The sequence below is a fragment of the Stutzerimonas kunmingensis genome, assembly GCF_002929225.1.
Lineage (GTDB): Bacteria > Pseudomonadota > Gammaproteobacteria > Pseudomonadales > Pseudomonadaceae > Stutzerimonas.
Window position 1 is genome coordinate 237,690 of sequence record NZ_PISM01000021.1, and the last position, 24,911, is coordinate 262,600.

Here is a 24,911-nt window from a genome sequence, read left to right on the forward strand (position 1 = left end):
GCTCGTCTTGCAGACCCTACATTCCGTCTCCCGACCTGGCTCTTCGTCTTGTGCTGCACCATCAGCCTGGCCGTGGACTAGACCTATAAGCAGACACAATCACAAGAGGAGCGGCGCATGTTCAAGGCCGGTCACGTGCTGGAAGGCGCCTTCGCCAACCAGAAAGCCGCGGAATTCTTTCCCGTCATCAGCGCCAACTACGCCGTTGACGAGGCGCAATATCTCACCGAACTGCTGCAGCTTGCCGATCCCGGCGAGGCGGGCATTGCCGCCATTCGCGAGCGCGCGCGCAGCCTGATCGAGGCGGTGCGTGGGCGTGACAATGCCGTCGATACCCTCGATGCGCTGCTGCGCCAGTACAGTCTGGACACCCAGGAAGGGCTGATGCTGATGTGCCTGGCCGAAGCGCTGCTGCGGGTGCCGGATGCCGCCACGGCTGACGCGCTGATTCGCGACAAGCTCAACGCCGCCGAATGGGAGCGCCACCTCGGCCAGAGCGACAACGTGCTGGTCAACTTCGCCGCCTGGGGGCTGGTGATGACCGGCAAGGTGGTCGATCCGGAAACTGCCGATGGCCGTCCGAAGAACGTCATCGGTCGTCTGCTCAAGCGCTCCGGCGAGCCGGTGATCCGCAGCGCGATGAACCAGGCGATGAAGCTGATGGGCAAGCAGTTCGTGCTTGGCCGGACCATCGCCGAAGCGCTGAAGAACGGCCGTCCCGAGCGCGAGAAGGGCTACACCTATTCCTTCGACATGCTCGGTGAAGCGGCGCTGACTGCCGAGGACGCCGCCAAGTACATGGCTGACTATCGTCAGGCCGTGGAGACCGTCGGTGCCGAGCCGCAGGTCGGCAAGGGCCCGCGTCCGTCGGTGTCGATCAAGTTGTCGGCGCTGCATCCACGTTACGAAGTCGCCCAGCGCGAGCGCGTGCTCACCGAGCTGTTCGCCAGTGTGCGCGAACTGGCCGTGCTGGCGCGTCAGCGCAATGTCGGGATCACCATCGATGCCGAGGAGGCCGACCGCCTCGAGCTGTCGCTGGAACTGTACGAAAAGCTCCTGCGCGACCCGGCTATCGCCGGCTGGGGTGAGTTCGGCCTGGTCATCCAGGCTTATTCCAAACGCTGCCTGCCGGTGCTGGTCTGGTTGACGCTGCTCGGTCGTGAGCTTGGCGAACGCATTCCGCTGCGGCTGGTAAAGGGCGCCTACTGGGACAGTGAGATCAAGCAGTGCCAGGTCCAGGGCCTGGACGGCTACCCCGTCTACACGCGCAAGGAAGGCACTGACACCTCCTACCTCGCCTGCGCGCGCTACCTGTTGTCCGAGCACACCCGTGGGGTGATCTACCCGCAGTTCGCCAGCCACAACGCGCACACCGTCAGCTGCATCCTGGCCATGGCCGAGGAAATCTCACAGCCGCGCGAGTTCGAGTTCCAGCGCCTGCACGGCATGGGCGATGCCCTGTACGACACGGTGATCGAGAAGTACGCCCGCAACGTACGCATCTACGCCCCGGTCGGCGCGCACAAGGACCTGCTGCCCTATCTGGTGCGCCGCCTGCTGGAGAACGGTGCCAACTCGTCCTTCGTTCATCAGCTGGTCGACCCGCGCGTGCCGGTCGAATCGCTGATCGATCACCCGGTGAGCCAGCTGCGCAGATTCGCTGCACCGGGCAACCCCCGCATTCCGCTGCCGCCGGCGCTGTTCGGCAACCGCAAGAACTCCCAAGGGATCAACATGAATATCCAGAACCAATGGAACGACCTGGCCAGCGCCTACCAACCTTTCCTCGAGCGCCAGTGGCAGGCTGCGCCGGTCATCAGCGGGCAGTGGCTCGCCGGAACGCCGTCCGACGTGCGCTGCCCCTATGACCTGAGCAAGGTCGTCGGCCAGGCCCAGTTCGCCAGCGCCGAGCAGGCGCGCCAGGCCGTCGATCGCCTGGCCGCCTACTGGCCGACCTGGAATGCCACGCCGGTGGAAGCCCGTGCCGCCGTGCTGGAGCGCCTGGGCGATCTGCTGGAGCAGCACCGCGCCGAGCTGATGGCCCTGTGTACCGTGGAAGCCGGCAAGTCGCTGCAGGACGGCATCGACGAAGTACGCGAGGCAGTGGATTTCTGCCGTTACTACGCTCAGCAGGCGCGGCAGAAGCTCGGTCGCGAAGAGTTGAAAGGCCCGACCGGCGAGCGTAACGAGCTGTTCCATGAAGGCCGCGGCGTGTTCGTCTGCGTCAGCCCGTGGAACTTCCCGCTGGCGATCTACCTCGGCCAGATCACCGCGGCACTGGTGGCCGGCAACACCGTGCTGGCCAAGCCGGCCGAGCAGGCCAGCCTCATCGCTGCGCGTGCGCTTGAACTGATGTTCGAAGCTGGATTGCCGAAAGAGGCAATCGCCTTTCTGCCAGGCGATGGCGCTACCCTGGGCGGCGTGTTCTGTCGCGATCCGCGGGTGGTCGGCGTGTGCTTCACCGGTTCCACCGACACGGCGCGCATCATCAACCGCCAGCTGGCCGAGAAGGAAGGCCCGATCGCCACGCTGATCGCCGAAACCGGCGGGCAAAACGCGATGATCGTCGATTCCACCGCGCTTCCCGAGCAGGTGATCAAGGACGCCGTCGGCTCCGCTTTCACCAGTGCCGGCCAGCGTTGCTCGGCGTTGCGTGTGCTCTACGTGCAGCGTGATATCGCTGACCGGGTGATCGAGTTGCTCAAGGGCGCCATGGCCGAGCTGAACGTCGGCCCGACCCATCTGCGTGAGAACGACATCGGCCCGGTGATCGACCAGGAAGCTCGTGAAGGCCTGCTGGCGCATATCCAGCAGCTCAAGAGCGAAGGGCGCCTGATCGCCGAGGCGACATTGCCGGCTGGTCTGAACGGTCATTTCGTCGCGCCGGTGGCCTTCGAAATCGACGGCATTCACCAGCTCAAGAAGGAGCAGTTCGGCCCCGTGCTGCACGTGGTGCGCTACGACGCGGCGGACCTGGAAAAGGTCGTGGCGGCGATCAACGGCACCGGCTACGGCCTGACCCTCGGCGTACACAGCCGCAACGAGGAAACCGCCGAACGCATTGAGCAACTGGCGCGGGTCGGCAACCTCTACGTCAATCGCAACCAGATTGGTGCCGTGGTCGGCGTGCAGCCGTTCGGCGGCCGTGGCCTGTCCGGCACCGGTCCGAAGGCGGGCGGCCCCAGCTATGTGCTGCGCTTCGCCAACGAGCGGACCACCTCCACCAACACCACAGCGGTGGGCGGCAACGCCTCGCTGCTGTCGCTCGGAGACGACTGAACGCATTCACGCTGTACCACCGAGTGAATGGCCTTGGTCATTCACCTGGTGCATCACGCTAAACCTCCCGGCCGCTCAGGCGGCCGGAACACAACAACAACTGGACAGTTGGCGGACGCTCTTCCGCCACTGACGGGCCCGGGTTGGGTCTGTCACAGGTGATGGCCTTTTCGCTATCGCCCTCTGCCAAGGTGCAGCGTGGGTCCGCTCGCGTTGCGCCGAACAACAACTAACGAGGGACACACATGAGCATCAGTACACCCACGCTGATCACCTTTCTGATCTACATCGCGGCGATGATCCTGATCGGTTTCGTCGCTTACCGCGCCACCAAGAACTTCGACGACTACATCCTCGGCGGTCGCAGCCTCGGCAGCTTCGTCACTGCGCTGTCGGCCGGTGCCTCGGATATGAGCGGCTGGCTGCTGATGGGCCTGCCCGGTGCGATCTTCGTCGCCGGTCTGTCGGAAAGCTGGATCGCCATCGGCTTGATTGTCGGCGCCTGGCTCAACTGGCTGTTCGTCGCCGGACGGTTGCGTGTGCACACCGAGCACAACCACAACGCCCTGACGTTGCCGGATTACTTCTCCCATCGCTTCGAGGACGAGAGCCGCATGCTGCGGATCTTCTCCGCGCTGGTGATTCTGGTGTTCTTCACCATCTATTGCGCCTCGGGCGTGGTCGCCGGCGCGCGACTGTTCGAGAGCAGCTTCGGCGTTCCGTACGAATACGCACTGTGGATCGGCGCCGCGGCGACCATCCTCTATGTGTTTATCGGTGGCTTCCTGGCCGTCAGTTGGACCGACACCGTGCAGGCGACGCTGATGATCTTCGCGCTGCTGATCACCCCGGTGTTCGTCATCCTGGCCCTGGGCGACATGGGCGCCGCGATGGACACCATTGCCACGCAGAATCCGGCCGCGTTCGACATGTTCAGCGGGCTCTCTTTCGTTGCGATCATCTCGCTGCTGGCGTGGGGCCTGGGCTACTTCGGCCAGCCACATATCCTGGTGCGCTTCATGGCGGCCGACTCGATCAAGACCATCCCCAACGCGCGCCGCATCGGCATGGCTTGGATGATCCTCACCCTTGCTGGTGCCGTGGCGGTGGGCTTCTTCGGTATCGCCTATTTCGCCGGCCATCCGGAGCAGGCGGGCCCTGTGAGCCAGAACGGTGAGCGGGTGTTCATGGAGCTGGTGAAGATCCTGTTCAATCCGTGGGTCGCGGGCATCATCCTGTCTGGCGTACTGGCGGCGGTGATGAGTACGCTCAGTGCTCAGCTGCTGGTCAGCTCCAGTGCTCTGACTCAGGACTTCTACAAGGCCATGTTGCGCAAGAATGCCTCGCAGACCGAGCTGGTCTGGGTTGGCCGCGGCATGGTGTTGTTGATCGCGCTGATCGCCATCGGCATCGCCTCCAACCCCGACAGCAAGGTGCTCGGTCTGGTATCCTACGCTTGGGCCGGTTTCGGCGCGGCGTTCGGCCCGGTGGTGCTGATCTCGCTGCTGTGGAAGCGCATGACCCGCAACGGCGCGCTGGCAGGGATGCTGGTCGGTGCCGTCACCGTGGTGGTGTGGAAGGAGTTCATCGGTCTGGGTCTGTACGAAATCATCCCCGGCTTCATCCTCGCCAGCATTGCCATCGTCGTGGTGAGCAAGATGGGCGCCGAACCGGCCCCGAGCATCGTCAAGCGCTTCGAGGAAGCGGACGCGGATTACCACGCGGGTTGAGAAGGGCAGGGGGCATTGTCCGCCACAGGATCATCCGCACCCTGAACGTCTGGCTGACTTAGGCCATTACCTTGCGAGCGCAACCAGAACCCCGGCTAGCCGGGGTTTTGCGTTTCTGCCGCAGATTCAGTCGTCCGCGACCAGATTGGATCGGTCATCCACCGCGCCCGCCGCGATCAGATGCTCGGCTTCGTCTTCCGGCACATGGATGCTGGTGCCGTCGATATTCATCACCGACATGCGTGCCTGGGGATCGGTGGTGATGCGCACGTCCATCAGGGCGCTGCGGTGCGTGTTGCCGTTGATGACCACGGCGCAGGTGCCGGTGGTGGTGTCGATGTCTACGGTCATGATCTATCTCCCGAAGCGGTGCAAAAGCCGCGCGCGGTTCGCCCGGCGTTTCCATGTCGACCACGAACAGGGTGCATCCGTTGTACCTGTTACTGGAAAAACAGGGATAAATGTTACGATATAACATGTTAGATTCTCGCCCCGCGAAGCTGGCTCCGCTACCGGATGCCGGCGCACAGCCGTCTTCGGTTGCCTCGGAAGGCAACCGCCACTGTCTGGAGAGTCACATGAAACTGAAGCGTCATCCCCTGGCCTGGGCGATCAGCCTGGCCCTGGTTCCGGCTGCCTGGGCCGCCGAGCCGGTCGAACTGCAATCCGTCGTGGTCAGCGCCAGCGGCCTGGCCAAGCAGAGCCATGAGATGACCACGCCGGCTGCCGTGATGGAGGGAGATGAACTGGTGCTGCGTCGCGAGGCAACGCTGGGTGAAACGCTGGAAAGCCTGCCTGGCGTACGCTCCAGCAGCTTTGGCGCCGGTGCGGCGCGCCCGGTGATTCGCGGGCTGGATGGCGCACGGGTCAAGGTGCTGAGCGATGGAGTGGAGCTGCTCGATGCCTCGACCATCAGCCCCGACCACGCGGTGACCAGCGAGCCGCTACTGGCCGAGCGCATCGAGGTCCTCAAGGGTCCGGCAACCCTGCTCTACGGCGGCGGCGCAATCGGCGGCGTGGTCAACGTGATCGACAAGAAGATCCCCACCCGCGTGCCGGAGAAGGGCTACGAAGGCGAGCTGGAGCTGCGCACCAACAGCGTCGCTAACGAAGGGTCAGGGGTGTTCGGCATCACCGCTGGCAGCGGCAACTTCGCCGTGCGCGCCGAAGGCACCAAGCGCCAGGCCGACCCTTATGAAATCCCCGGTTCGCCGGACAAGCAGGAAGGCTCCTACAACGACACCGACAGCTTCAATCTGGGTGCCAGCTTCATCGGCGAGCGCGGTTACATCGGCGCCGCCTACGGTGAGCAGAACAATCGCTACGGGCTGCTGGCCCATGAGCACGCCGATTGCCACACCCACGGCAGCGACTGGCACTGCGGTGGCCATGATGATCACGACGATGACGACGTCCATGATCATGACGAGCATGGCAGCGTGCCTTATGTCGACATGCGCCAGAAGCGCTGGGATCTGCGCGGCGAGCTGAGCGATCCGCTGCCGGGATTCGAGCTTGCGCGGCTGCTCATCGGCCACAGCGACTATCAGCACAAGGAAATCGAAGGCGGGGAAGTGGGCACCCGCTTCAACAACGATGCCACCGACGCACGCCTGGAGCTGACCCATCAGCCAATGTTCGGCTGGCGCGGTGTGCTCGGCGCGCAGACGCTGCGGCGTGACTTCGAAGCCCTCGGCGAAGAGGCCTACGTGCCGCAGACGCTGACGCGCAACCACGGCCTGTTCCTGCTCGAGGAATACACCGCCGGCGCCTGGCGCTATGAACTCGGCCTGCGTCACGAATGGCAGGACATCGATGCCGATGGCCGCCCGGATACCGATCACAGCGGCACCTCGATGTCCGCCGGTGCGGTCTGGACCTTCGCTCCGCAGTACTCGTTGGGCTTCTCGCTGACGCGCTCGCAACGCCTGCCCAGCGCCGAAGAGCTTTACGCCAACGGCCCGCATGCCGCGACCCGCACCGTCGAGCTGGGTAATGTCGACCTGGAGGAGGAAACCTCGCATAACGCCGAGATCACCCTGCGCAAGTTCGCCGGCCGCTCGACCTTCAGCCTGAGCGTCTTCCGCAACGAGGTGGATGACTTCATTTATGCCGCTGATACCGGCAACGATATCGGTGGCGGCTACCGCGAGATCGAGTACCGCCAGCAGGACGCCGTGCTCACCGGGGCGGAAGGGGAGGTGCGCTTCCAGGCGACCGACGCCGTCGCCTTCACCCTGTTCGGCGATCACGTGCGCGGCAAATTGCGCGACGGCGGCGGCGACCTGCCGCGTATTCCCGCCGATCGCCTCGGTATGCGGGTGGACCAGAGCTTCACCCCTGCACTCAACGGCCAGCTGGAGTTCTATCGCGTGCAGCGCCAGGACGAGCTGGCCGACTACGAAAGTGAAACCGATGGCTACAACATGCTGGGCGCCAGCCTCGGTTATAGCGGCTCGCTGAACCAGACCGATTACCAGCTCTACCTCAAGGCCAACAACCTGCTGGACGAAAAGGCCCGTCAGCACACCTCCTTTATCAAGGATGAGGTGCTGCTGCCTGGGCGCAATCTGACGGTAGGCGTGCGCCTGGCGTTCTGAGGCGGACAGTTGCCTTGCAGCACTGACGAGGGCCGGCAGCTACTGCCGGCCCTCGTTCATTCCGGCAGGCAAAACCTCGTCGTCACGCGCAAGTACGCGGATGACGCGCTATCCTTGCGCCCCTCGATTGTTCCGTTGCGGGTGCCGGTCGTTGTCCGCGCTGGCGATGGAACGTCAGGACCAACAAGGAAAACAAGTCCCATGAACGTCAGCACACCCACTCTGATCACTTTCGTGGTCTACATCGCGGCGATGATCCTGATCGGTTTCATCGCCTACCGCGCCACCAAGAACTTTTCCGACTACATCCTCGGCGGCCGCAGCCTCGGCAGCTTCGTCACGGCGCTATCGGCCGGCGCCTCGGACATGAGCGGCTGGCTGCTGATGGGCCTGCCCGGCGCGATTTTCGTCGCCGGCCTCTCGGAAAGCTGGATCGCCATTGGCCTGATCGTCGGCGCCTGGCTGAACTGGCTGTTCGTCGCCGGCCGGCTGCGGGTACACACCGAGCACAACCACAACGCCCTGACCTTGCCGGATTATTTCTCGCATCGCTTCGAAGACGAGAGCCGCATGCTGCGGATCTTCTCCGCGCTGGTGATTCTGGTGTTCTTCACCATCTACTGCGCCTCGGGCGTGGTGGCCGGTGCGCGACTGTTCGAGTCCACCTTCGGCATGCCCTACGAGTACGCGCTGTGGGTCGGTGCAGCGGCGACCATTCTCTACGTGTTCATCGGCGGCTTCCTGGCGGTGAGCTGGACCGACACCGTACAGGCCACGCTGATGATCTTCGCGCTGCTGATCACCCCGGTGTTCGTCATCCTGGCCCTGGGCGACATGGGTACCGCGATGGCCACCATCGAAGCGCAGAACCCGGCCAACTTCGACATGTTCCGCGGGCTGTCCTTCGTCGCCATCATTTCGCTGCTGGCGTGGGGCCTGGGCTATTTCGGCCAGCCGCACATTCTGGTGCGTTTCATGGCCGCCGACTCGATCAAGACCATCCCCAACGCCCGTCGCATCGGTATGGCGTGGATGATCCTGACGCTGGCCGGCGCCGTCGCGGTGGGTTTCCTCGGCATCGCCTACTTCGCTGACCACCCGGAGCAGGCCGGTGCGGTGAGCCAGAACGGCGAGCGAGTATTCATGGAGCTGGTGAAGATCCTGTTCAACCCCTGGGTTGCGGGCATCATCCTCTCCGGCGTGCTGGCGGCGGTGATGAGCACCCTCAGTGCCCAGCTGCTGGTCAGCTCCAGCGCGCTGACCCAGGACTTCTACAAGGCGATGCTGCGCAAAAATGCCTCGCAGACCGAACTGGTCTGGGTCGGCCGCGGCATGGTGCTGTTGATCGCACTGATCGCCATCGGCATCGCCTCCAACCCCGACAGCAAGGTGCTGGGCCTCGTGTCCTACGCCTGGGCGGGCTTCGGCGCGGCGTTCGGGCCGGTGGTGCTGATCTCGCTGCTGTGGAAGCGCATGACCCGTAACGGTGCCTTGGTTGGCATGCTGGTCGGTGCGGTCACCGTGGTGGTGTGGAAGGAGTTCATCGGTCTGGGCCTGTACGAAATCATCCCGGGCTTCATCTTCGCCAGCATCGCCATCTATGTAGTGAGCAAGATGGGCGCCGAACCCGCCCCGAGTATCATCAAGCGCTTCGAAGAAGCCGACGCGGACTACCACGCCGGCTGATTTGTGCAGCGCAGGTCGAGCATGGCTGCTCGACCTGCGGTTGGATCCGGTATCCCGGTTCTAACCGTTCCGCCCCATATCGATATTTGCCACTGCCCGGACAGCCTCGAGGCTGTCCGGGCTTCAATTCGTCACTCCCGACAAGTCGATCCGCCGCCAGCGTGCCTCGGCGAAGCTGTACACAGCGAAGGCCAGCAGGCCGACCCCGATTGCCAACAGCAGCGCGCCACCCGCAGGCATGCCCTGAAGCGCTTCGAGCGCTTCCTTGAGGCCCGGTGGATCGGTGGGCTCGTAGCGGCTACCGCCCATGAACAGCACCATCGGCATCGATATCGGTGATGGCGGCGGCGGGCCTCCGCATTGCCCACCAGGTCAGGCCAAGAAGGGTAACTGCTGAGGCGCCAGGCGCCGGCTGCTCACGCTCAGGCAAGGCCGACTACGCCTTGCCTGTCTCTGGAGTCATCTATGTCACGTCTTCTCGTGTTGTTTCTCGGGCTGATCACGCTGAGCGGCTGTACCGTGCATGAGTACGCCGGCCACGGTTATCCCCGCCCCTATTACCACGGCGAATACCGCGAGTATCGCTACGACGGCTATCCAGCCCGCCATTACCGATACGACCGTTCCGATTACCCGCGCCACGCTCCGCCACCGGTGGTTCGGCACGAGCGCTACGACCAGCATCGGAGTCATCGTCACGACCGGCCTTCCCGGCACTCCAGTCAGGGCGGTGACCGTCACTACAAGAACGCCGTGCGCCACCCGGTTCAACACAGGAGCTACCGGCCGGCTAAGTCCCAGCAGCATCACGATCGCCGCCGCCAGTGGTAGCGGGCCGGCGCTGCCGCCGAGAGTGAGCCGTGGCCTGACTCGGCTATGACTTCCCCTTTACGCTGTGGCATTGCCGCTTAGGTAAACGCCCGCCAAATGACCTTGCGGCGGGCTGGCATCTTCTCCGTCGCCGGCCAGGTGCAGCGCTGGCGATTATCGGTCGATGCACCGATAATCGCCCCGATGTCAGCGTCCGGGGTGTCCTGCATGACCGATGATTCACGAGTTCTCCAGCCACCGATGGCGCCGCCCATCGTCGCGTCCCCCGCCAAACGCATCGAGGCGCTAACCGGCGATCCCAACTTCATGACTTCGCTGGCGCGCGGGTTGGCTGTGATTCATGCGTTCCAGGAGCGGAAGCGCCACCTGACCATCGCGCAGATCAGCCACCGCACAGAGATCCCCCGCGCCGCGGTGCGCCGCTGCCTGCATACCCTGATGAAACTTGGCTACGTCACCACCGACGGGCGCACCTATTCGCTGTTGCCCAAGGTGCTGACCCTCGGTCACGCCTATCTGTCGTCCACGCCGCTGGCAGTTACCGCGCAGCCGATTCTCGACCGCCTCAGCGAGCAGCTTCACGAAGCCTGTTCGATGGCGACGCTGGAGGGTGATGAGGTGCTCTATGTGGCGCGTTCGGCCACCCCTCAGCGGCTCATCTCGGTAGATCTGTCGGTGGGCAGTCGGCTGCCTGCCTATTGCACGTCGATGGGCCGCATCTTGCTGGCGGCGCTGGATGACGCGGCGCTCGACGACTACCTGGGGCGCGCCGACCTGCAAGTAAAGACCAGCCGCACCTTGCACAGCCCGGAGGCGCTGCGCGAAAACATCGCCGAGATTCGCCAGCAGGGTTGGGTCATCATTGATCAGGAACTGGAAATGGGCCTGCGTTCGTTGGCCGTTCCACTCAAGGATTCCGCCGGCCAGGTGCTGGCCGCGCTGAACGTCGGCACCCATGCCGGGCGCGTTTCGCGTCAGGAGCTGGAGACCCGATTCCTGCCCGTGCTGCTGGAGGCCAGCCGTGAATTGAGCACACGGCTGTTCCATTGATTGGATGCTCGCAGCATTCGCGACTACGGTGCTCTGGCTAGCTTCAGCGCGCTGATGTCGGCGTCGTTCATCACGCAGATACGGTGTCTAATGCGTTCGATAATCGAACGGTATGTCGATTATCGGATTGTTTGGCTGGGGATGGACCGTTAACGTTTTCACAACGCAATTGGCGTACTGAAAACAACACGAGATCCGACTCATGGCTGAACTCCTCTCGCTCCGCGAAGCGGTCGAGCGCTTTCTCCAGGATGGCGACACCGTCGCCCTGGAAGGCTTTACCCACCTGATTCCCACCGCAGCCGCCCATGAAATCGTGCGCCAGGGGCGCAAGGACCTGACCCTGGTGCGCATGACACCGGACCTGGTCTACGACCTGCTGATCGGTGCCGGTTGCGCGAAGAAGCTGATCTTCTCCTGGGGCGGCAATCCCGGCGTCGGCTCGCTGCATCGTCTGCGTGATGCGGTGGAGAAGGGCTGGCCGCAGCCGCTGGAGATCGAGGAGCACAGCCACGCCGACCTCGCCAATGCCTATGTCGCCGGTGCCTCCGGCCTGCCGTTTGCGGTGCTGCGCGCGTATGCCGGCTCCGACCTGCCCAAAGTCAATCCGCTGATCAAGTCGGTCACCTGCCCGTTCACCGGGGAAGTGCTGGCGGCCGTGCCCAGCGTGCGCCCGGACGTCACCGTGATCCACGCGCAGAAGGCCGATCGCAAAGGCAACGTGCTGATCCAGGGCATTCTTGGTGTGCAGAAGGAAGCCGCCCTGGCAGCCAAGCGCTGCATCGTCACCGTCGAAGAGATCGTCGATGACCTCCAGGCGCCGATGAACGCCTGCGTGCTGCCGACCTGGGCCCTGAGCGCGGTGTGCCTGGTGCCGGGTGGCGCGCACCCGTCCTACGCGCATGGCTACTACGAGCGAGACAACCGTTTCTACCAGGCTTGGGACCCGATCGCCCGTGACCGCGAGGCGTTCAGCGCCTGGATCGACACCTACATTCGCGGCACCGCCGACTTCGCCGCCTATCGCGCGAAGATCGCCCAGCAGGAGGCCAACTCATGAGCGCTTACAACACAAACGAAATGATGACCGTCGCCGCGGCCCGTCGGCTGGGCAATGGCAGTGTCTGCTTCGTCGGCATCGGCCTGCCGTCCAAGGCCGCCAACCTGGCCCGCCTGACCCACGCCCCGGAAGTGGTGCTGATCTACGAATCCGGCCCGATCGGCGCCAAGCCTTCGGTGCTGCCGCTGTCCATCGGTGACGGCGAGCTGGCCGAAACTGCCGACACGGTGGTGCCAACTGGCGAAATCTTCCGCTACTGGCTGCAGGGCGGGCGCATCGACGTCGGCTTTCTCGGCGCCGCGCAGGTGGACAAGTACGGCAACATCAACACCACCGTGATCGGTGACTACCACCAGCCCAAGGTGCGCCTGCCAGGCGCCGGCGGCGCACCGGAGATCGCCGGTAGCGCCAAGCAAGTCCTGATCATCCTCAAGCAGTCGCATCGCACCTTCGTCGACAAGTTGGCTTTCATCACCTCGGTCGGTTTCGGTGAGGGCGGCGATCACCGCAAGCAGTTGGGCCTCCCTGGCAAGGGCCCGATGGCGATCATTACCGATCTGTGCATCATGGAACCGGAAGAAGGCACCAACGAATTCATCGTCACCGCGCTGCATCCGGGCGTGACCCGCGAGCAGGTGGTGGCGAACACAGGCTGGGCACTCCGCTTCGCCGAAACGCTTGGAACTACCGAAGCGCCTCGCGTCGATGAGCTGCAAGCGCTGCGCGCGCTGGAGGCCCGAACCGCTGCCGCTCATGGCCAGCAAGGGGGAGAGGAATGACTCGCGACGTATACATCTGCGACGCCGTCCGCACACCGATCGGCCGCTTCGGCGGTGCGCTGGCAGCCGTACGCGCTGACGACCTGGCTGCGATCCCGTTGCGGGCGCTGCTGGAACGTAATCCGCAGCTCGATCCTGCGGCTATTGATGAAGTGTTCATGGGCAGCGCCAACCAGGCTGGGGAGGACAACCGCAATGTCGCGCGCATGGCCGCGCTGCTCGCCGGCCTGCCGGACACGATACCGGGCGTGACCCTAAACCGCCTGTGCGCTTCGGGTATGGATGCCGTGGGCACCGCGTTTCGTGCTATCGCCTGCGGTGAAATGGAGCTGGCGATTGCCGGCGGCGTCGAGTCCATGTCCCGCGCGCCCTATGTGATGGGCAAGGCCGATACGGCGTTCGGTCGCACCCAGAAGATTGAGGACACCACCATTGGCTGGCGCTTCATCAATCCGAAGATGAAGGAAATGTATGGCGTGGATGCCATGCCGCAGACCGCCGACAACGTCGCCGATGAGTGGCAGATCAGCCGCTCCGATCAGGATGCTTTCGCGCTGCGTAGCCAGCAGCGAGCGGCGGTAGCTCAACAGAGCGGGTTCTTTGCCGAAGAAATCGTTCCGGTGGTGATTAAGGGAAAGAAAAGCGAAACGGTAGTCGATACCGACGAGCACCCGCGCGCCGCTACAACGGCCGAGGTGCTGGCCAAGCTCAAGCCGGTCAACGGCCCTGACAAGACCGTCACCGCCGGCAACGCCTCGGGCGTCAACGATGGCGCGGCGGCGATGATCCTCGCCAGTGCCGAAGCGGTGCAGAAGTATGGCCTCAAACCCCGCGCCAAGGTGCTCGGCATGGCCAGCGCCGGCGTCGCCCCGCGGGTCATGGGGTATGGCCCGGTGCCAGCGGTGCGCAAGCTGTGTGAGCGTCTGAATATCGCGGTTAGCGACTTCGATGTGGTCGAGCTGAACGAAGCCTTCGCCGCGCAGGGCCTGGCCGTGACTCGCGATCTCGGCCTGCCAGATGGCAGCCCGAAGGTGAACCCCAACGGCGGCGCCATCGCCCTGGGCCATCCGCTTGGCATGAGCGGTGCTCGCCTGGTGCTGACTGCAGTCCATCAGCTGGAGAAAACCGGTGGCCGTCTCGGTCTCGCGACCATGTGCGTCGGCGTAGGGCAGGGGCTGGCGCTGGTAGTGGAGCGGGTCTGACCTGGATTTTGCGCAGACTGCCATGGTCGCGATCTCGACCGCGACACGTCGTGCTCCGTCGTGCTCATGCAGCTGAAAGCGCTTGCGTGGGTATCGATTTGGGCTAGACCTCTACCTCTGGCTGCCTGCTGCCGAGGCACCCACAGAGCATCGGCGAAGCCGCCCGTGATCGCTTGAATCTCCGAATCAGGCTGTGCTCGATCGAGCACACTGACCGAACATAATGAGTAGAACAATGCCGAGCGTAAAACTGGCTGATGCAAGCCTGAACTACCGATTCGACGGTGCGAATAACGCGCCGGTGCTGGTGCTTTCTAACTCTCTGGGTACCAGCCTGGGCATGTGGGACGAGCAGATTCCCGCGTTTTCAAAGCATTTTCGAGTGCTGCGCTACGATACGCGCGGCCACGGCGAGTCGAGCGTCACCACTGGCCCCTACAGTATCGAGCAGCTGGGAAGGGACGTGCTGGCCCTGCTCGACAAACTGAACATCGAACGCTTTTCCTTCTGCGGCCTTTCCATGGGCGGGCTGATCGGACAGTGGCTCGGAATCAATGCCGGCGACCGGCTGCAGGGGCTGGTGCTGTGCAATACCGGTGCAAAGATTGGCACCGACGAAATATGGAACGCTCGCATCGACAGCGTCCTGGCCGGCCGCGAGCAAGCCATGCGCGACATGCGTGATGCATCCATTGCTCGCTGGTTCACAGCTGGCTTCGCCGAGGCGAACTCAGCGGCTGTGGCACGCATCACCGAGATGATCGCCAGCACCTCACCAGACGGCTACGCCGCCAACTGCGCGGCTGTGCGCGATGCCGACTATCGCGCACAGCTGGGCGCGATCAAGGCACCGACACTGGTCGTTTGCGGCTCCAAGGACCCGGTGACAACCGTCGAGCATGGCCAGTTCATCCAGTCCAATATCCCCGCCGCCGAACTGGTCGCATTCGAGGCTGCGCATCTATCGAACGTAGAAGCGGGCGACGCGTTCACACAGCGAGTGCTGGCGTTCCTGCGTGGCTGAGAGCAGTCAGTGGTTGGGCCGACGACGCATGAAACCTCTGGCGGAAGGCGAACCATCTGCAGGTAGCTCAGCCGCAAATGAAAAGGCCCCGCGTAAGCAGGGCCTTTAAGACTGGAGCGGGCGAAGGGAACAGCACCCGGTCGCTAACTCGTTTATTACGAACGTTTTTTCCGATCCAAGCGTCACGGAATGGACTCGATTGTGGACTCAAGTCTTCGGCCTGGTCAACGCAGGCCGTTGCGGGTGATCCAAAGCGAGCCAAGCACATCCATCAACAGCCAGAGCATCGGATTTCATACCGAAGTCTATCTGTCCACTGGCACATCACGCCACAGGCCGCTACGGACAGGTGAGCTGCGTCCTCAAAGGATTGACTCATCATCGACAGGCCCGGTCCCGCCCGCCTTTCGCCCGCTCGATGAACCGCTTCATGGGCTCCGAGGGTTCGCCCCGGCGGCGCAGCAGGTAGGTAGAGAGCACCGGTGGGCTGCCGGCCAAGGGACGAATGGAGATGTCCGGGCGCTGTAGCGTCTGCACCTGCGAGGCGATGGCGAAGCCGATGCCGTAGCCGGCACCGACCAGGGTCAGCATCACGCCCAGGCTGGTCACTTCATCGACCAGCTTGAGCGGCGTGCCTGCGTCCTGCAGCAGCGCTTGAATCTGATGGCGGCAGCCCGATCCCGATTCGGGATGGCACAGAACCAGCGGGAACTTCAGGGCTTCGGCCAGCGGCACCTGCACGTGTGCCAGCAAGGGGTGGCGTGCGGGCACGATCACCGACAGCGGATCGGTCCACACCGGCTCGGCGACGAGGCCATCATGTACCGCGTTTGACAACGCAAAGCCGATGTCCAGCAGATCGTCGTGCAGCGTCTTGAGCTGCTGCGCGAACGGCAGCTCGAAGACGCGAATCTCCATCTCGGGCTCCTCCTCGCGGCTGCGTGCCAGCAAGGTGGCGATGCGGGGCTGCGCCAGGCCGTCGCAGATCGCGATGCGCAGATGGCCCTGGTAGCCCTGTGCCGCCGCCTTGGCGCTCTTGACTGCCTGCTCCACGGTGGCCTGCACGCGCCGGCATTCGCCGAGGAACACCTGGCCGGCCCAGGTCAGCCGCGTCAGGCGTGTGCTGCGGTCGAACAACTGCACGCCAAGCTGGCTTTCTAGGTCGCGCATCGCACGTGACACAGGCGATTGCTCGATGCCCAGACGCTCGGCTGCCCGGGCCAGATGCAGTTCTTCCGCGACTGCGATGAAGTAGCGCAGCAATCTGAAATCCAAGGCCACCTCCTGTTCGTCTTCTTCTGGTTCGGCCTCTCGGGCGCCAGCATCTCCATCCACATCCCGCCCACTTACGCCCCGCCAGGCTTGCGATGTGCCGGCGCCCTTCCGCCAATGAGGTGCGGAGGGCGACGTTTGCGCCCGCTAGAAATCGACCGTTGGCAGCCGTCTGAGATAGCAGTTCTGCTGTTCATCGAGACCTCTTTTTCGTGCTTCCCCTCTTGCGGCCTGGCTGCACAGTGGTAAGATAGTAATAGATTACTCACTTTTTGGGATGCAAGCAATGAGCGGACGCTCCAGGCATCTACCGGCTGATGAGAGGCGCGCGGCCACCGTCGAGGCAGTGGTCGACTTGGCTGCCGAACAGAACCCCAGCGACATCACGACCACGGCCATCGCGCAGCGCATGGGGTTGACCCAGGGAGCACTGTTCCGTCACTTCCCGACTAAAGACGCAATCCTGCAGGCGGTGATGTCCTGGGTTACGGAACGCTTGCTGGCTCGAGTAGACAAGGCCGCAGAAGGTGCTACGTCCCCCCTCGCAGCTCTTGAAGCGATCTTCAAGACGCACATCGACTTCGTGGCCGAGCACCCGGGGGTGCCGAGGATGCTCTTCGGCGAATTACAGCGGCCGGGGGAGACCCTGCCCAAGCAAATGGTGCAGACCTTGACCCGTCAATATGGTGAGCGGTTGCGTCGACTGCTCGAAGCCGGTAAGGCGCGAAGCGAGCTGCATTCAGAACTGGATGTGGACGCGGCCGTCGTCTTGTTCATCGGCACAATTCAAGGGCTGGTGATGCAGTCGTTGCTGGCGGGCGATGTAGCACGCATCCGCCGCGACGCGCCAGCCGTGTTTGCCATCTATCTCCGTGGCATCACGCACACCCGATGAAACGCCTTCCATCCTGCCGCCACGCAGTTCCTCGGTCAGCCGAGAGGCACACCACGGTCATGCGATCGCGTTGCGCCTCCAGCGCGAATCCGCGTCATTCAACACTCAGCCCGACCGCCCGGCGGAATGCACACGCACGCCGCGACGACGAAGGCCTGGGAGTTTCCCCGATCAAGTAAAGGCCATGAAGATGACCACTCATCCACAACGCAGCATCTGGCACTGGCTGATCTCCCTGCTTGCGATCGGCTTCGGTCTGCTCACTCTTCGGGAGGGCGGCGCCGTTCTGTTTGTCGACGGCGCGGCGCGCCAAGCCGCCGGCCACTATGTGCCCTTCGTGCTCTGGTTCAATTTTCTGGCCGGGTTCGCCTACATCGTCGCCGGCGTCGGCTTGTGGATGCGCCGGCGCTGGGCCGCGTGGTTGGCGATTGTCATCACGGTGGCGACCGCACTCGTGTTCCTCGCTTTCGGAGTGCATGTGGCTCTGGGTGGCGCCTGGGAGCGACGCACGGTGGTCGCCATGACGCTGCGCACGTTGGTGTGGGCTGGCATAGCGGCCATCGCCTGGCGCCGGTCAGCGGCGAATGCGCCGGTCGCACGCGAGCACTGAGCACCTTTATCCAGCGGAAACCCATCGATGAAAACTCCAAACCTCCTCTTCAAGAAAACCCGTTGGGTCGTGATCGCCGTCGTCGTGCTCGCTCTTGGCGGCGCACTGGCGTTCTGGTTGTCGCGCGACCATGGACAACAAGATGCATTGCGCCTCTACGGCAACGTCGACATCCGCGAGGTGCAACTGGCCTTCCGTCAGCCCGGGCGCGTGATGCAAATGGCTTTCGATGAGGGCGATGCCGTCAGCGCGGGCGCGCGCCTGGCGGCGCTTGACGCGCAACCCTATCGGGAAGCACTTGCGGCAGCACAGGCCCAGGTGCAGGTGGCGCAGGCGGAACTGGCCAAGCTGCGCCGCGGTCTGCGACCGCAGGAAATCACCCAGGCGCGCGAAGCCCTCAGGCAGGCCCAGGCGCTCGCCACCGAGACCGAGCGCAATTTCCAGCGCCAGAGTGGCCTGCTGGCATCTGGCGCCAGCAGCCAGCGCACGGTCGATGCAGCCCGCACGGCGCGCGACCAGGCAGCCGCTGGCGTCGAAGCGGCCAAGGCGGCCCTGTCGCAAGCATCCGAAGGTTTTCGCAAGGAAGACATCGCCGCGGCAGAAGCTCGCCTTGCGGCCGCACAGGCTGCCGCAGCGCAAGCCACGACAGCCTTGGCGGACACCGAGTTGATGGCGCCCAGTAGCGGCACCGTCATCGCACGAGTGCGGGAGCCCGGCAGCATGGTCGCAAGCCAGAGCGCGGTCTACAGCCTGAGCCTGGACAAGCCGGTTTACGTGCGCGCCTACGTGGGCGAGTCGGACTTGGGGCGCATCGCGCCCGGTACTTTGGTGCGCGTCAAAAGCGATTCATCAGAGAAGGTCTATCGCGGCCAGATCGGCTTCATCTCGCCGCGCGCCGAGTTCACCCCCAAGACGGTGGAGACGACGGATTTGCGTACGGATCTGGTCTACCGCCTGCGCATCGTCATCGACGAAGCCGACAGCGACAGTGCCTTGCGCCAGGGCATGCCGGTGACGATCGAGGTCGATGCGAAAGCCGGCACCCGTATCCCGGCGGGGGAGCGTTGAAATGCAGGCAAGCCCTGCTATCGCCGCCGTGCCTGCGGGTGCGGGCGAAGACGCTGCCATCGTCATCGAAGACGTGGACAAGCATTTCGGCGACGTAAAGGCGCTGCGGGGCTTGAGCGCGCGCATCCACTATGGACGGCTGACGGGTCTGGTCGGCCCCGACGGCGCCGGCAAGACGACGCTGATGCGGATTCTGACCGGCCTCCTGGTGCCGAACGCCGGCCACGTCACCTTGGCAGGCTATGACGTGGTCAAGGACAACGACGCCATTCATGTCGCCAGTGGCTACATGCCGCAACGCTTTGGCCTGTACGAAGACCTGTCGGTGATGGAGAACATGCGCCTGTATGCGCAGTTGCGCGGCATGGATGCGGACCGCAACGCCGATCTGTTTGCCGAGCTGCTGGACTTCACGCGGCTCGGACCCTTCACCAAACGCCTGGCCGGCAAGCTCTCCGGCGGCATGAAGCAGAAGCTGGGCCTTGCCTGTGCGCTCATGGCGCGGCCGAAGGTGCTGCTGCTGGACGAGCCGGGCGTGGGTGTCGACCCGGTCAGCCGCCAGGACTTGTGGCGCATGGTGCAGGCGCTGACCGATGAAGGCATGGCCGTGGTCTGGTCCACCGCCTATCTCGACGAAGCCGAGCGCTGCGAGAGCGTGCTGCTGCTGAACCAAGGGCAGCTCCTGTTCGATGGCCCGCCGCAGGAGCTGACCGCGCAGCTCGAAGGCCGCAGTTTCCGTCTGGAAGACGTCGGTGCCGAGCGCCGAGCGGTCCTGACCCAGGCACTCGACCTGCCCAGCGTGAGCGATGGCGTGATCCAGGGCGCCGGCGTGCGCGTGGTGTTGCGCGAGGGCGCTCAAGCGGAGCAGCTCCAGGCCCTGTCCGATCAGGCGCGAGTGGAGCTGGCGCAGGTGCCCGCGCGCTTCGAAGACGCCTTCATCGATCTGCTCGGTGGCGGCCCCGGCGGCACTTCGACGCTGGCCGAGCGTCTGCCGCCGGTTGAGCTGGGTTCCGACATTGCCGTGTCGTGCCGAAACCTCACCAAGCGCTTCGGCGAGTTCACCGCCACCGACAACGTCAGCTTCGAGGTGCAAAAGGGCGAAATCTTCGGCCTGCTCGGCCCTAACGGCGCCGGCAAGTCCACCACCTTCAAGATGTTGTGCGGCCTGTTGAAACCAACTGCTGGCGAAGCGCATGTGGTGGGCCATGATCTGCGCCGCGCCACCGGCGCAGCCAAGAGCCGGCTCGGCTACATGGCGCAGAAGTTTTCGCTCTACGGCCTGCTCTCGGTGCAGCAGAACCTGGAATTCTCGGCCGGCGTCTACGGACTGGAAGGCAACACCCGGCGCGAGCGCATTGCCGAGATGATCGAAACCTTCGATCTGGGCGACTGGCTGTCCGCCACGCCCGATTCCCTGCCGCTGGGCCACAAGCAGCGCCTGGCATTGGCTTGTTCGCTGATGCACCGGCCGCCCGTGCTGTTCCTAGATGAACCCACTTCGGGCGTGGACCCGATCACCCGGCGCGAATTCTGGACCCACATCAACGGACTGGCCCGCAAGGGCGTGACCATCATGGTCACCACCCACTTCATGGACGAGGCCGAATACTGCGACCGCGTGGCCATGCTCTCGCGTGCGCAACTGATTGCGCTGGATACGCCCGACGCGCTCAAACGTTCGGCGGTCAGCTCCGAACGACCCGACCCGACGATGGAGGACGCCTTCATTCACCTGGTGGAGTCGGCGGACCGCGAGCTGGAGGCCGCCACATGAACGGCACCACAAAGCACAAGGACGGGAATGGACCACAGCAGACCGACCTGCGCCATTTTGATCTGCGGCGCTTGATCGCCCTGGTCACCAAGGAAAGCTACCAGGCGCTGCGCGACCCCTCGACGCTGCTGATCGCGTTCGTGCTGCCGGTGGTGTTGCTGCTGCTGTTCGCCTATGCGGTGTCGCTGGATGCGAAGGATGTCCGCGTCGGCGTGGTGCTGGAGTCGCCCGGCGCTGCAGCGCAGGAGCTTGCGGCGGCCTTTGCCGGCACAAAGTTCCTGGATGCCCACTTCGCCCATGACCGGCGCGAAGTGGCCGACCAGCTGGTCTCAGGCGACCTGCGCGGCTACGTGGTGATCCCGCAGGATTTCGAGCAGCGGCTGGCCCAGCGTGGCAGCGAGCCGCTGGTGCAGATCGTCACCGACGGCTCCTACCCCAATACCGCCAACTACGTCGAGAACTACGCCCGCGGCGTGGTCCAGTCCTGGCGTGCCGGACTGGACGTCGGAGCACCAGCGCAGGCCGTCATGCTGGAACCGCGCTACTGGTTCAACCCCGAGCTGGAAAGCCGCCGCGCACTGATTCCCGGTGCCATCGCCATCGTCATGACCATCATCGGCACCATGCTGACTGCACTGGTGGTGGCGCGCGAATGGGAGCGCGGCACCATGGAGGCGGTGCTGTCCACGCCCGCCTCGGTGGCCGAAATCCTGATCGGCAAGCTGCTGCCGTATTTCGTGCTCGGCATGCTATCCACACTGGGTGCGGCGGCGCTGGCGGTGTTCGTGTTCGGCGTGCCGATGCGAGGCTCGCTGGCGGCGCTGCTACTGCTGTCGGCGGTATTCATGGTACCGGCGCTGGGTCAGGGTCTGCTGATTTCCTCATTGGCACGCAACCAGTTCCTGGCCGCGCAGATCGCGCTGTTCACGGGTTTTCTGCCGGCTTTCATGCTGTCGGGCTTTCTATATGAGATCGACGCGATGCCCGCGCCAATCCGGGCCATCACCCGGCTGGTTCCGGCGCGTTACTTCGTCGATTCGCTGAAGACGGTGTTCCTGGCCGGCGACATCTGGGCCGTGTTCCTGCCCAACCTTGCGGCCATGGCGGCGATCGGGGTGCTGTTCTTCGTGATCGCCAAGCGCGCCACGCGCAAGAACCTGGAGTGACGCGATGTTGACTTCCGCATTCTCGTTCACCCGCCTGCGCGCCCAGTTCATCAAGGAAGTGCTCAGCGTCCTGCGCGACCCGCGGAGCCGGATGGTGGTGTTCGTGCCGCCGATCCTGCAGTTGCTGGTGTTCGCCTTTGCTGCGACGCTGGAAGTGCGCAACGTCGATATCGCCGTCTACGATCAGGATGCGGGGCGCTGGTCGCACGAGTTGGAACAGCGCCTGGACAGCGCGCGCTTCATCACCCACGTCCGGCATGTCGACAGCCAGCAGCAGCTGCACGAGCTGATCGACCGTGGCGAGGTGATCGCCGCGCTCGCCATCCCGGTGGATTTCTCGCGCTCCATCGCTGCCGGCGAAAGTGGCCGCGCCCAGGTACTGGTCGATGGCCGGCGCAGCAACTCGGGGCAGATCACCGTGGCCTATCTGTCTACCATCGCCGCCGATGTCGGCGCTGAGGTCGTGCCCGACGCCCAGGCACCGACGCCAGTGGTCGTGCGCCACTGGTTCAACCCGAATCTGGTCTACCGCTGGTTCATCGTGCCCGGCCTCACGGGCATCCTGGCGCTGTTCAGCGCGCTGCTCATCACCTCGCTGTCGATTGCACGCGAACGCGAGCTTGGCACCTTCGACCAATTGCTGGTGTCGCCCACTTCAACGCCGGAAATCATCATTTCCAAATCACTGCCGGCACTCGCAATTGGCACCGTGCTGGGCCTGTTCATGATCAGCGCAGGCGTATTCCTGTTCGGCATCCCGTTTACTGGCTCGTTTGCACTTCTGCTCGCCAGCCTGGTGCTGTTCATCCTGTCGGTGGTCGGCATCGGCCTGATGATTTCCGCGGTCAGCATGACCCAGCAGCAGGCCATCCTGGGTGCGTTCGCCATCGGCGTGCCGGCGGTGCTGATGTCCGGCTTTGCGACGCCTGTGGAAAACATGCCTGTCGTCCTGCAATGGCTGGCCCAGGCCATTCCGCTAACCCACTTCCTCATCATCGTCGAAGGCAGCTTTCTCAAGGCTATGCCGCCCGGTGACATTCTCGCCAGCCTGTGGCCGCTGGCGGTCATCGCCCTTGCCACGCTGACGATGGCCACCGTATTCGTCCGAGGACGCCTGCAATGAAATCCAAGACCCGCACTCCCTTTCTTCGCGCAACCGTCACCGGCCTGACCCCAGGGCGCGTGCGTCCGCTCGCGCTGGCCCTGTCCTGCGTGCTGCTGACTGCCTGTGCGACCGTGGGCCCCGACTACCGCGAGCCGCCGCCGGTCGACGTCGGCAGCGGCTGGACCTTGCCGTTGGCAAGCGAATCCCAGTCCGCAGACTTGAGCCACTGGTGGTCTGCACTGGACGATCCGATCCTCGACCGCCTGATGGCCACGGCGCTGGCACAGAACCTGGATCTGCGCCAGGCTGCGGCACGCATCGATGAGGCACGCGCCCTGCGCGATCGCGTGGCCGGCGAGGCATTGCCCACCGTCGGCGCTGGCACGAGCGTCAACCGGCGCCGTCAAAGCGAGAACGGCCCCTTGCCCATCGGCTCCATCCCCGGTCTTGACGCCACGCAGACCATCTACGATGCGGGCTTCGACGCGGCCTGGGAAGCCGATTTGTTTGGGGCCAAGCGGCGCGCCATGGAAGGCGCCAGCGCCCGCCTGGAGGCGACCGAAGCCGAGGCACAGGGCGTACGCATGCGCATCGTGGCCGAGGTCGCGCGCACCTGGTTCACCGCCGCCGGCGCCCGCTACGAGTTGCACACACAACAGGCCACGCTAGATACGCTGCAGCAGACCTTGGAATTGGTGCGCCTGCGGCATGCGCTGGGCGACGCGTCGGCCGCCGACGTGGAGGCGGCGTACGCCCAATGGACAGCAGCCAACGCGCTTATCCCGGATATCCAGGCGCGCCAGCGCGCCGCGGTGCTCAGCCTGGGCGTGCTGCTGGGCGCACCGCCGGAGCGGGAGCTGGCACTGCTTGATGGCCCCTTGACGCCGAGCACGCTGCGGGCGCTGCCGGTGGGCGAGCGCGCAGATATGCTGCGCCGACGCCCTGACGTGCTGGCTGCGGAACGTCGCCTGGCAGCGAGTTCCGCCGACATCGGCGTGGCCACAGCCGAGTTGTTCCCCAAACTCTCCATCGGTGTCGGCGGCGGGTTCCAGGCGCTCAGTACGGGCAATTGGTTCGATGCATCCAGCTCGCGTTTTTCCATCCTGCCGCTGATTTCCTGGCGCCTGTTCGACGGTGGCCGCGTGCGAGCCGAAATTCGGGCACGCGAGGCAGCCGAGCGGCAGGCTGCGCTGGCCTACGAGCAGGCGGTGCTGGCGGCGCTGGGCGATGCCGAGCGCGCGCTGGGCGACTATCACGGCGGGCTGGACACACTGGAGCGCCGCGGCATGGCACTGGATGCCACGCGCGTGAGCTACGGCCACGCCAAGGCCCGCTACGCCGCGGGCGACATCGCCCTGGTCGAACTGCTGGCAGCCCAGCGCAGCCTGCACGAGGCGGAAACCGCAGCCGCGCGGGCGCATACCAACGCCGCCGTGCAATTGGTGGCGCTGTACAAGGCCCTTGGTGGTGGCTGGGACGTATCCACGACGGCATCGACCGCAACCCATCCGCTGCGGGGCGCTGCCGCCCCCGTCGCGTTTTCAAGCCGCTGATTCAACACAAGGAGACCGTCATGCAAATCAACGTTGGAAATCTCGACCGCATTGTGCGCATCGTCATCGGACTGATTTTGCTCAGTCTCCCATTGTGGCTGGACTCATCCTGGCGTTGGCTGGGACTCATTGGAATCATGCCACTCCTCACCGGCCTGGCAGGCCGCTGTCCTGGCTATCGCCTGCTCGGCCTCAGCACTTGCCCGATGCGAAAACCCGAGTGAACG

20 protein-coding genes and 1 pseudogene are annotated in these 24,911 nt (G+C 64.5%); 18 read left to right on the forward strand and 3 right to left on the reverse strand.

Annotated elements, in window-relative coordinates; genetic code table 11:
- The first annotated feature begins 117 nt into the window (after positions 1–117).
- Both putA and putP (CW305_RS17685) read left to right on the forward strand, forming a co-directional pair.
- Positions 118–3,279, forward strand: coding sequence for a bifunctional proline dehydrogenase/L-glutamate gamma-semialdehyde dehydrogenase PutA (gene putA, locus CW305_RS17680; RefSeq protein ID WP_104098531.1), 3,162 nt, complete (start codon positions 118–120; stop codon positions 3,277–3,279).
- A gap of 245 nt (positions 3,280–3,524) precedes the next feature.
- Entirely contained in the window at positions 3,525–5,009 is a 1,485-nt protein-coding gene (putP, locus tag CW305_RS17685; RefSeq protein ID WP_104098532.1) for a sodium/proline symporter PutP, read from the forward strand.
- 126 nt (positions 5,010–5,135) lie between these two features.
- Here the strand turns inward: putP (CW305_RS17685) and CW305_RS17690 are convergent, their stop codons facing one another.
- A complete protein-coding gene (locus CW305_RS17690; protein ID WP_014819536.1) occupies positions 5,136–5,360 on the reverse strand; it encodes a DUF3203 family protein in 225 nt (74 codons plus the stop codon).
- Between the two features lie 227 nt (positions 5,361–5,587).
- Between CW305_RS17690 and CW305_RS17695 the strand changes: the two genes are divergently transcribed.
- Together CW305_RS17695 and putP (CW305_RS17700) are read left to right on the forward strand one after the other, a co-directional pair.
- On the forward strand, positions 5,588–7,609 hold the full coding sequence (locus tag CW305_RS17695; protein WP_104098533.1) for a TonB-dependent receptor: 2,022 nt from the start codon (positions 5,588–5,590) through the stop codon (positions 7,607–7,609).
- 201 nt (positions 7,610–7,810) lie between these two features.
- On the forward strand, positions 7,811–9,295 hold the full coding sequence (gene putP, locus CW305_RS17700) for a sodium/proline symporter PutP (protein WP_104098534.1): 1,485 nt from the start codon (positions 7,811–7,813) through the stop codon (positions 9,293–9,295).
- A 123-nt stretch (positions 9,296–9,418) separates the two neighbouring features.
- Here the strand turns inward: putP (CW305_RS17700) and CW305_RS17705 are convergent.
- Positions 9,419–9,613 (reverse strand): annotated as a pseudogene (locus CW305_RS17705) (DUF1206 domain-containing protein); the annotation flags it as partial.
- A gap of 147 nt (positions 9,614–9,760) precedes the next feature.
- On the opposite strand from CW305_RS17705, the gene CW305_RS23275 reads away from it, so the two are divergent.
- The 6 genes from CW305_RS23275 to pcaD all read left to right on the forward strand — a co-directional run bounded on the left by CW305_RS23275 (position 9,761) and on the right by pcaD (position 15,241).
- Positions 9,761–10,126, forward strand: coding sequence for a hypothetical protein (locus CW305_RS23275; RefSeq protein ID WP_146067164.1), 366 nt, complete (start codon positions 9,761–9,763; stop codon positions 10,124–10,126).
- A gap of 207 nt (positions 10,127–10,333) precedes the next feature.
- The gene (locus tag CW305_RS17715; protein ID WP_014819543.1) at positions 10,334–11,176 is read left to right on the forward strand and encodes an IclR family transcriptional regulator domain-containing protein; all 843 of its coding nucleotides are present in this window, start codon (positions 10,334–10,336) and stop codon (positions 11,174–11,176) included.
- Positions 11,177–11,378: 202 nt separating this feature from the next.
- Positions 11,379–12,236 carry a CoA transferase subunit A gene (locus tag CW305_RS17720; protein ID WP_023443942.1) on the forward strand — a complete coding sequence of 286 codons (858 nt, stop codon included), beginning with the start codon at positions 11,379–11,381 and terminating at the stop codon, positions 12,234–12,236.
- Positions 12,233–13,015, forward strand: coding sequence for a CoA-transferase subunit beta (locus CW305_RS17725; RefSeq protein ID WP_102831906.1), 783 nt, complete (start codon positions 12,233–12,235; stop codon positions 13,013–13,015). The genes CW305_RS17720 and CW305_RS17725 overlap by 4 nt, the downstream gene beginning before the upstream one ends.
- On the forward strand, positions 13,012–14,217 hold the full coding sequence (gene pcaF, locus CW305_RS17730) for a 3-oxoadipyl-CoA thiolase (RefSeq protein ID WP_104098536.1): 1,206 nt from the start codon (positions 13,012–13,014) through the stop codon (positions 14,215–14,217). The genes CW305_RS17725 and pcaF overlap by 4 nt, the downstream gene beginning before the upstream one ends.
- Before the next feature lie 235 nt (positions 14,218–14,452).
- A complete protein-coding gene (gene pcaD / locus CW305_RS17735) occupies positions 14,453–15,241 on the forward strand; it encodes a 3-oxoadipate enol-lactonase (RefSeq protein ID WP_023443939.1) in 789 nt (262 codons plus the stop codon).
- 378 nt (positions 15,242–15,619) lie between these two features.
- On the opposite strand, the gene CW305_RS17740 is transcribed toward pcaD, so the two are convergent.
- Positions 15,620–16,516 (reverse strand): LysR family transcriptional regulator, encoded by an 897-nt coding sequence (locus tag CW305_RS17740; protein WP_010792197.1) that lies wholly within the window; start codon positions 16,514–16,516, stop codon positions 15,620–15,622.
- A 283-nt stretch (positions 16,517–16,799) separates the two neighbouring features.
- Here CW305_RS17740 and CW305_RS17745 point away from each other — a divergent pair, with 283 nt between their 5' ends.
- From CW305_RS17745 to CW305_RS17780, 8 genes are all read left to right on the forward strand, one after another.
- On the forward strand, positions 16,800–17,408 hold the full coding sequence (locus CW305_RS17745) for a TetR/AcrR family transcriptional regulator (protein ID WP_014819566.1): 609 nt from the start codon (positions 16,800–16,802) through the stop codon (positions 17,406–17,408).
- A gap of 184 nt (positions 17,409–17,592) precedes the next feature.
- Positions 17,593–18,018, forward strand: a complete 426-nt coding sequence (locus tag CW305_RS17750; RefSeq protein ID WP_014819567.1) for a hypothetical protein — start codon at positions 17,593–17,595, stop codon at positions 18,016–18,018.
- 27 nt (positions 18,019–18,045) lie between these two features.
- Positions 18,046–19,086 carry a secretion protein HlyD gene (hlyD, locus tag CW305_RS17755; RefSeq protein WP_014819568.1) on the forward strand — a complete coding sequence of 347 codons (1,041 nt, stop codon included), beginning with the start codon at positions 18,046–18,048 and terminating at the stop codon, positions 19,084–19,086.
- A 1-nt stretch (position 19,087) separates the two neighbouring features.
- A complete protein-coding gene (locus tag CW305_RS17760) occupies positions 19,088–20,860 on the forward strand; it encodes an ATP-binding cassette domain-containing protein (RefSeq protein ID WP_014819569.1) in 1,773 nt (590 codons plus the stop codon).
- Complete coding sequence (locus CW305_RS17765; RefSeq protein ID WP_014819570.1) at positions 20,857–22,026, forward strand: ABC transporter permease; 1,170 nt, start codon at positions 20,857–20,859, stop codon at positions 22,024–22,026. The genes CW305_RS17760 and CW305_RS17765 overlap by 4 nt, the downstream gene beginning before the upstream one ends.
- 4 nt (positions 22,027–22,030) lie before the next feature.
- Positions 22,031–23,149, forward strand: a complete 1,119-nt coding sequence (locus CW305_RS17770) for an ABC transporter permease (RefSeq protein WP_014819571.1) — start codon at positions 22,031–22,033, stop codon at positions 23,147–23,149.
- On the forward strand, positions 23,146–24,684 hold the full coding sequence (locus tag CW305_RS17775) for an efflux transporter outer membrane subunit (protein ID WP_014819572.1): 1,539 nt from the start codon (positions 23,146–23,148) through the stop codon (positions 24,682–24,684). Before CW305_RS17770 ends, CW305_RS17775 begins: the two co-directional genes overlap by 4 nt.
- A 20-nt stretch (positions 24,685–24,704) precedes the next feature.
- Entirely contained in the window at positions 24,705–24,908 is a 204-nt protein-coding gene (locus tag CW305_RS17780; protein ID WP_010792188.1) for a YgaP family membrane protein, read from the forward strand.
- Positions 24,909–24,911 lie beyond the last annotated feature (3 nt).

Excerpts from the sequence above, each read along its gene's own strand:
- putA (WP_104098531.1), top strand. The coding sequence starts at position 118 with ATGTTCAAGGCCGGTCACGTGCTGGAAGGCGCCTTCGCCAACCAGAAA.
- putP (WP_104098532.1), top strand. The coding sequence starts at position 3,525 with ATGAGCATCAGTACACCCACGCTGATCACCTTTCTGATCTACATCGCG.
- CW305_RS17690 (WP_014819536.1), bottom strand. The coding sequence starts at position 5,360 with ATGACCGTAGACATCGACACCACCACCGGCACCTGCGCCGTGGTCATC.
- CW305_RS17695 (WP_104098533.1), top strand. The coding sequence starts at position 5,588 with ATGAAACTGAAGCGTCATCCCCTGGCCTGGGCGATCAGCCTGGCCCTG.
- putP (WP_104098534.1), top strand. The coding sequence starts at position 7,811 with ATGAACGTCAGCACACCCACTCTGATCACTTTCGTGGTCTACATCGCG.
- CW305_RS23275 (WP_146067164.1), top strand. The coding sequence starts at position 9,761 with ATGTCACGTCTTCTCGTGTTGTTTCTCGGGCTGATCACGCTGAGCGGC.
- CW305_RS17715 (WP_014819543.1), top strand. The coding sequence starts at position 10,334 with ATGACCGATGATTCACGAGTTCTCCAGCCACCGATGGCGCCGCCCATC.
- CW305_RS17720 (WP_023443942.1), top strand. The coding sequence starts at position 11,379 with ATGGCTGAACTCCTCTCGCTCCGCGAAGCGGTCGAGCGCTTTCTCCAG.
- CW305_RS17725 (WP_102831906.1), top strand. The coding sequence starts at position 12,233 with ATGAGCGCTTACAACACAAACGAAATGATGACCGTCGCCGCGGCCCGT.
- pcaF (WP_104098536.1), top strand. The coding sequence starts at position 13,012 with ATGACTCGCGACGTATACATCTGCGACGCCGTCCGCACACCGATCGGC.
- pcaD (WP_023443939.1), top strand. The coding sequence starts at position 14,453 with ATGCCGAGCGTAAAACTGGCTGATGCAAGCCTGAACTACCGATTCGAC.
- CW305_RS17745 (WP_014819566.1), top strand. The coding sequence starts at position 16,800 with ATGAGCGGACGCTCCAGGCATCTACCGGCTGATGAGAGGCGCGCGGCC.
- CW305_RS17750 (WP_014819567.1), top strand. The coding sequence starts at position 17,593 with ATGAAGATGACCACTCATCCACAACGCAGCATCTGGCACTGGCTGATC.
- hlyD (WP_014819568.1), top strand. The coding sequence starts at position 18,046 with ATGAAAACTCCAAACCTCCTCTTCAAGAAAACCCGTTGGGTCGTGATC.
- CW305_RS17760 (WP_014819569.1), top strand. The coding sequence starts at position 19,088 with ATGCAGGCAAGCCCTGCTATCGCCGCCGTGCCTGCGGGTGCGGGCGAA.
- CW305_RS17765 (WP_014819570.1), top strand. The coding sequence starts at position 20,857 with ATGAACGGCACCACAAAGCACAAGGACGGGAATGGACCACAGCAGACC.
- CW305_RS17770 (WP_014819571.1), top strand. The coding sequence starts at position 22,031 with ATGTTGACTTCCGCATTCTCGTTCACCCGCCTGCGCGCCCAGTTCATC.
- CW305_RS17775 (WP_014819572.1), top strand. The coding sequence starts at position 23,146 with ATGAAATCCAAGACCCGCACTCCCTTTCTTCGCGCAACCGTCACCGGC.
- CW305_RS17780 (WP_010792188.1), top strand. The coding sequence starts at position 24,705 with ATGCAAATCAACGTTGGAAATCTCGACCGCATTGTGCGCATCGTCATC.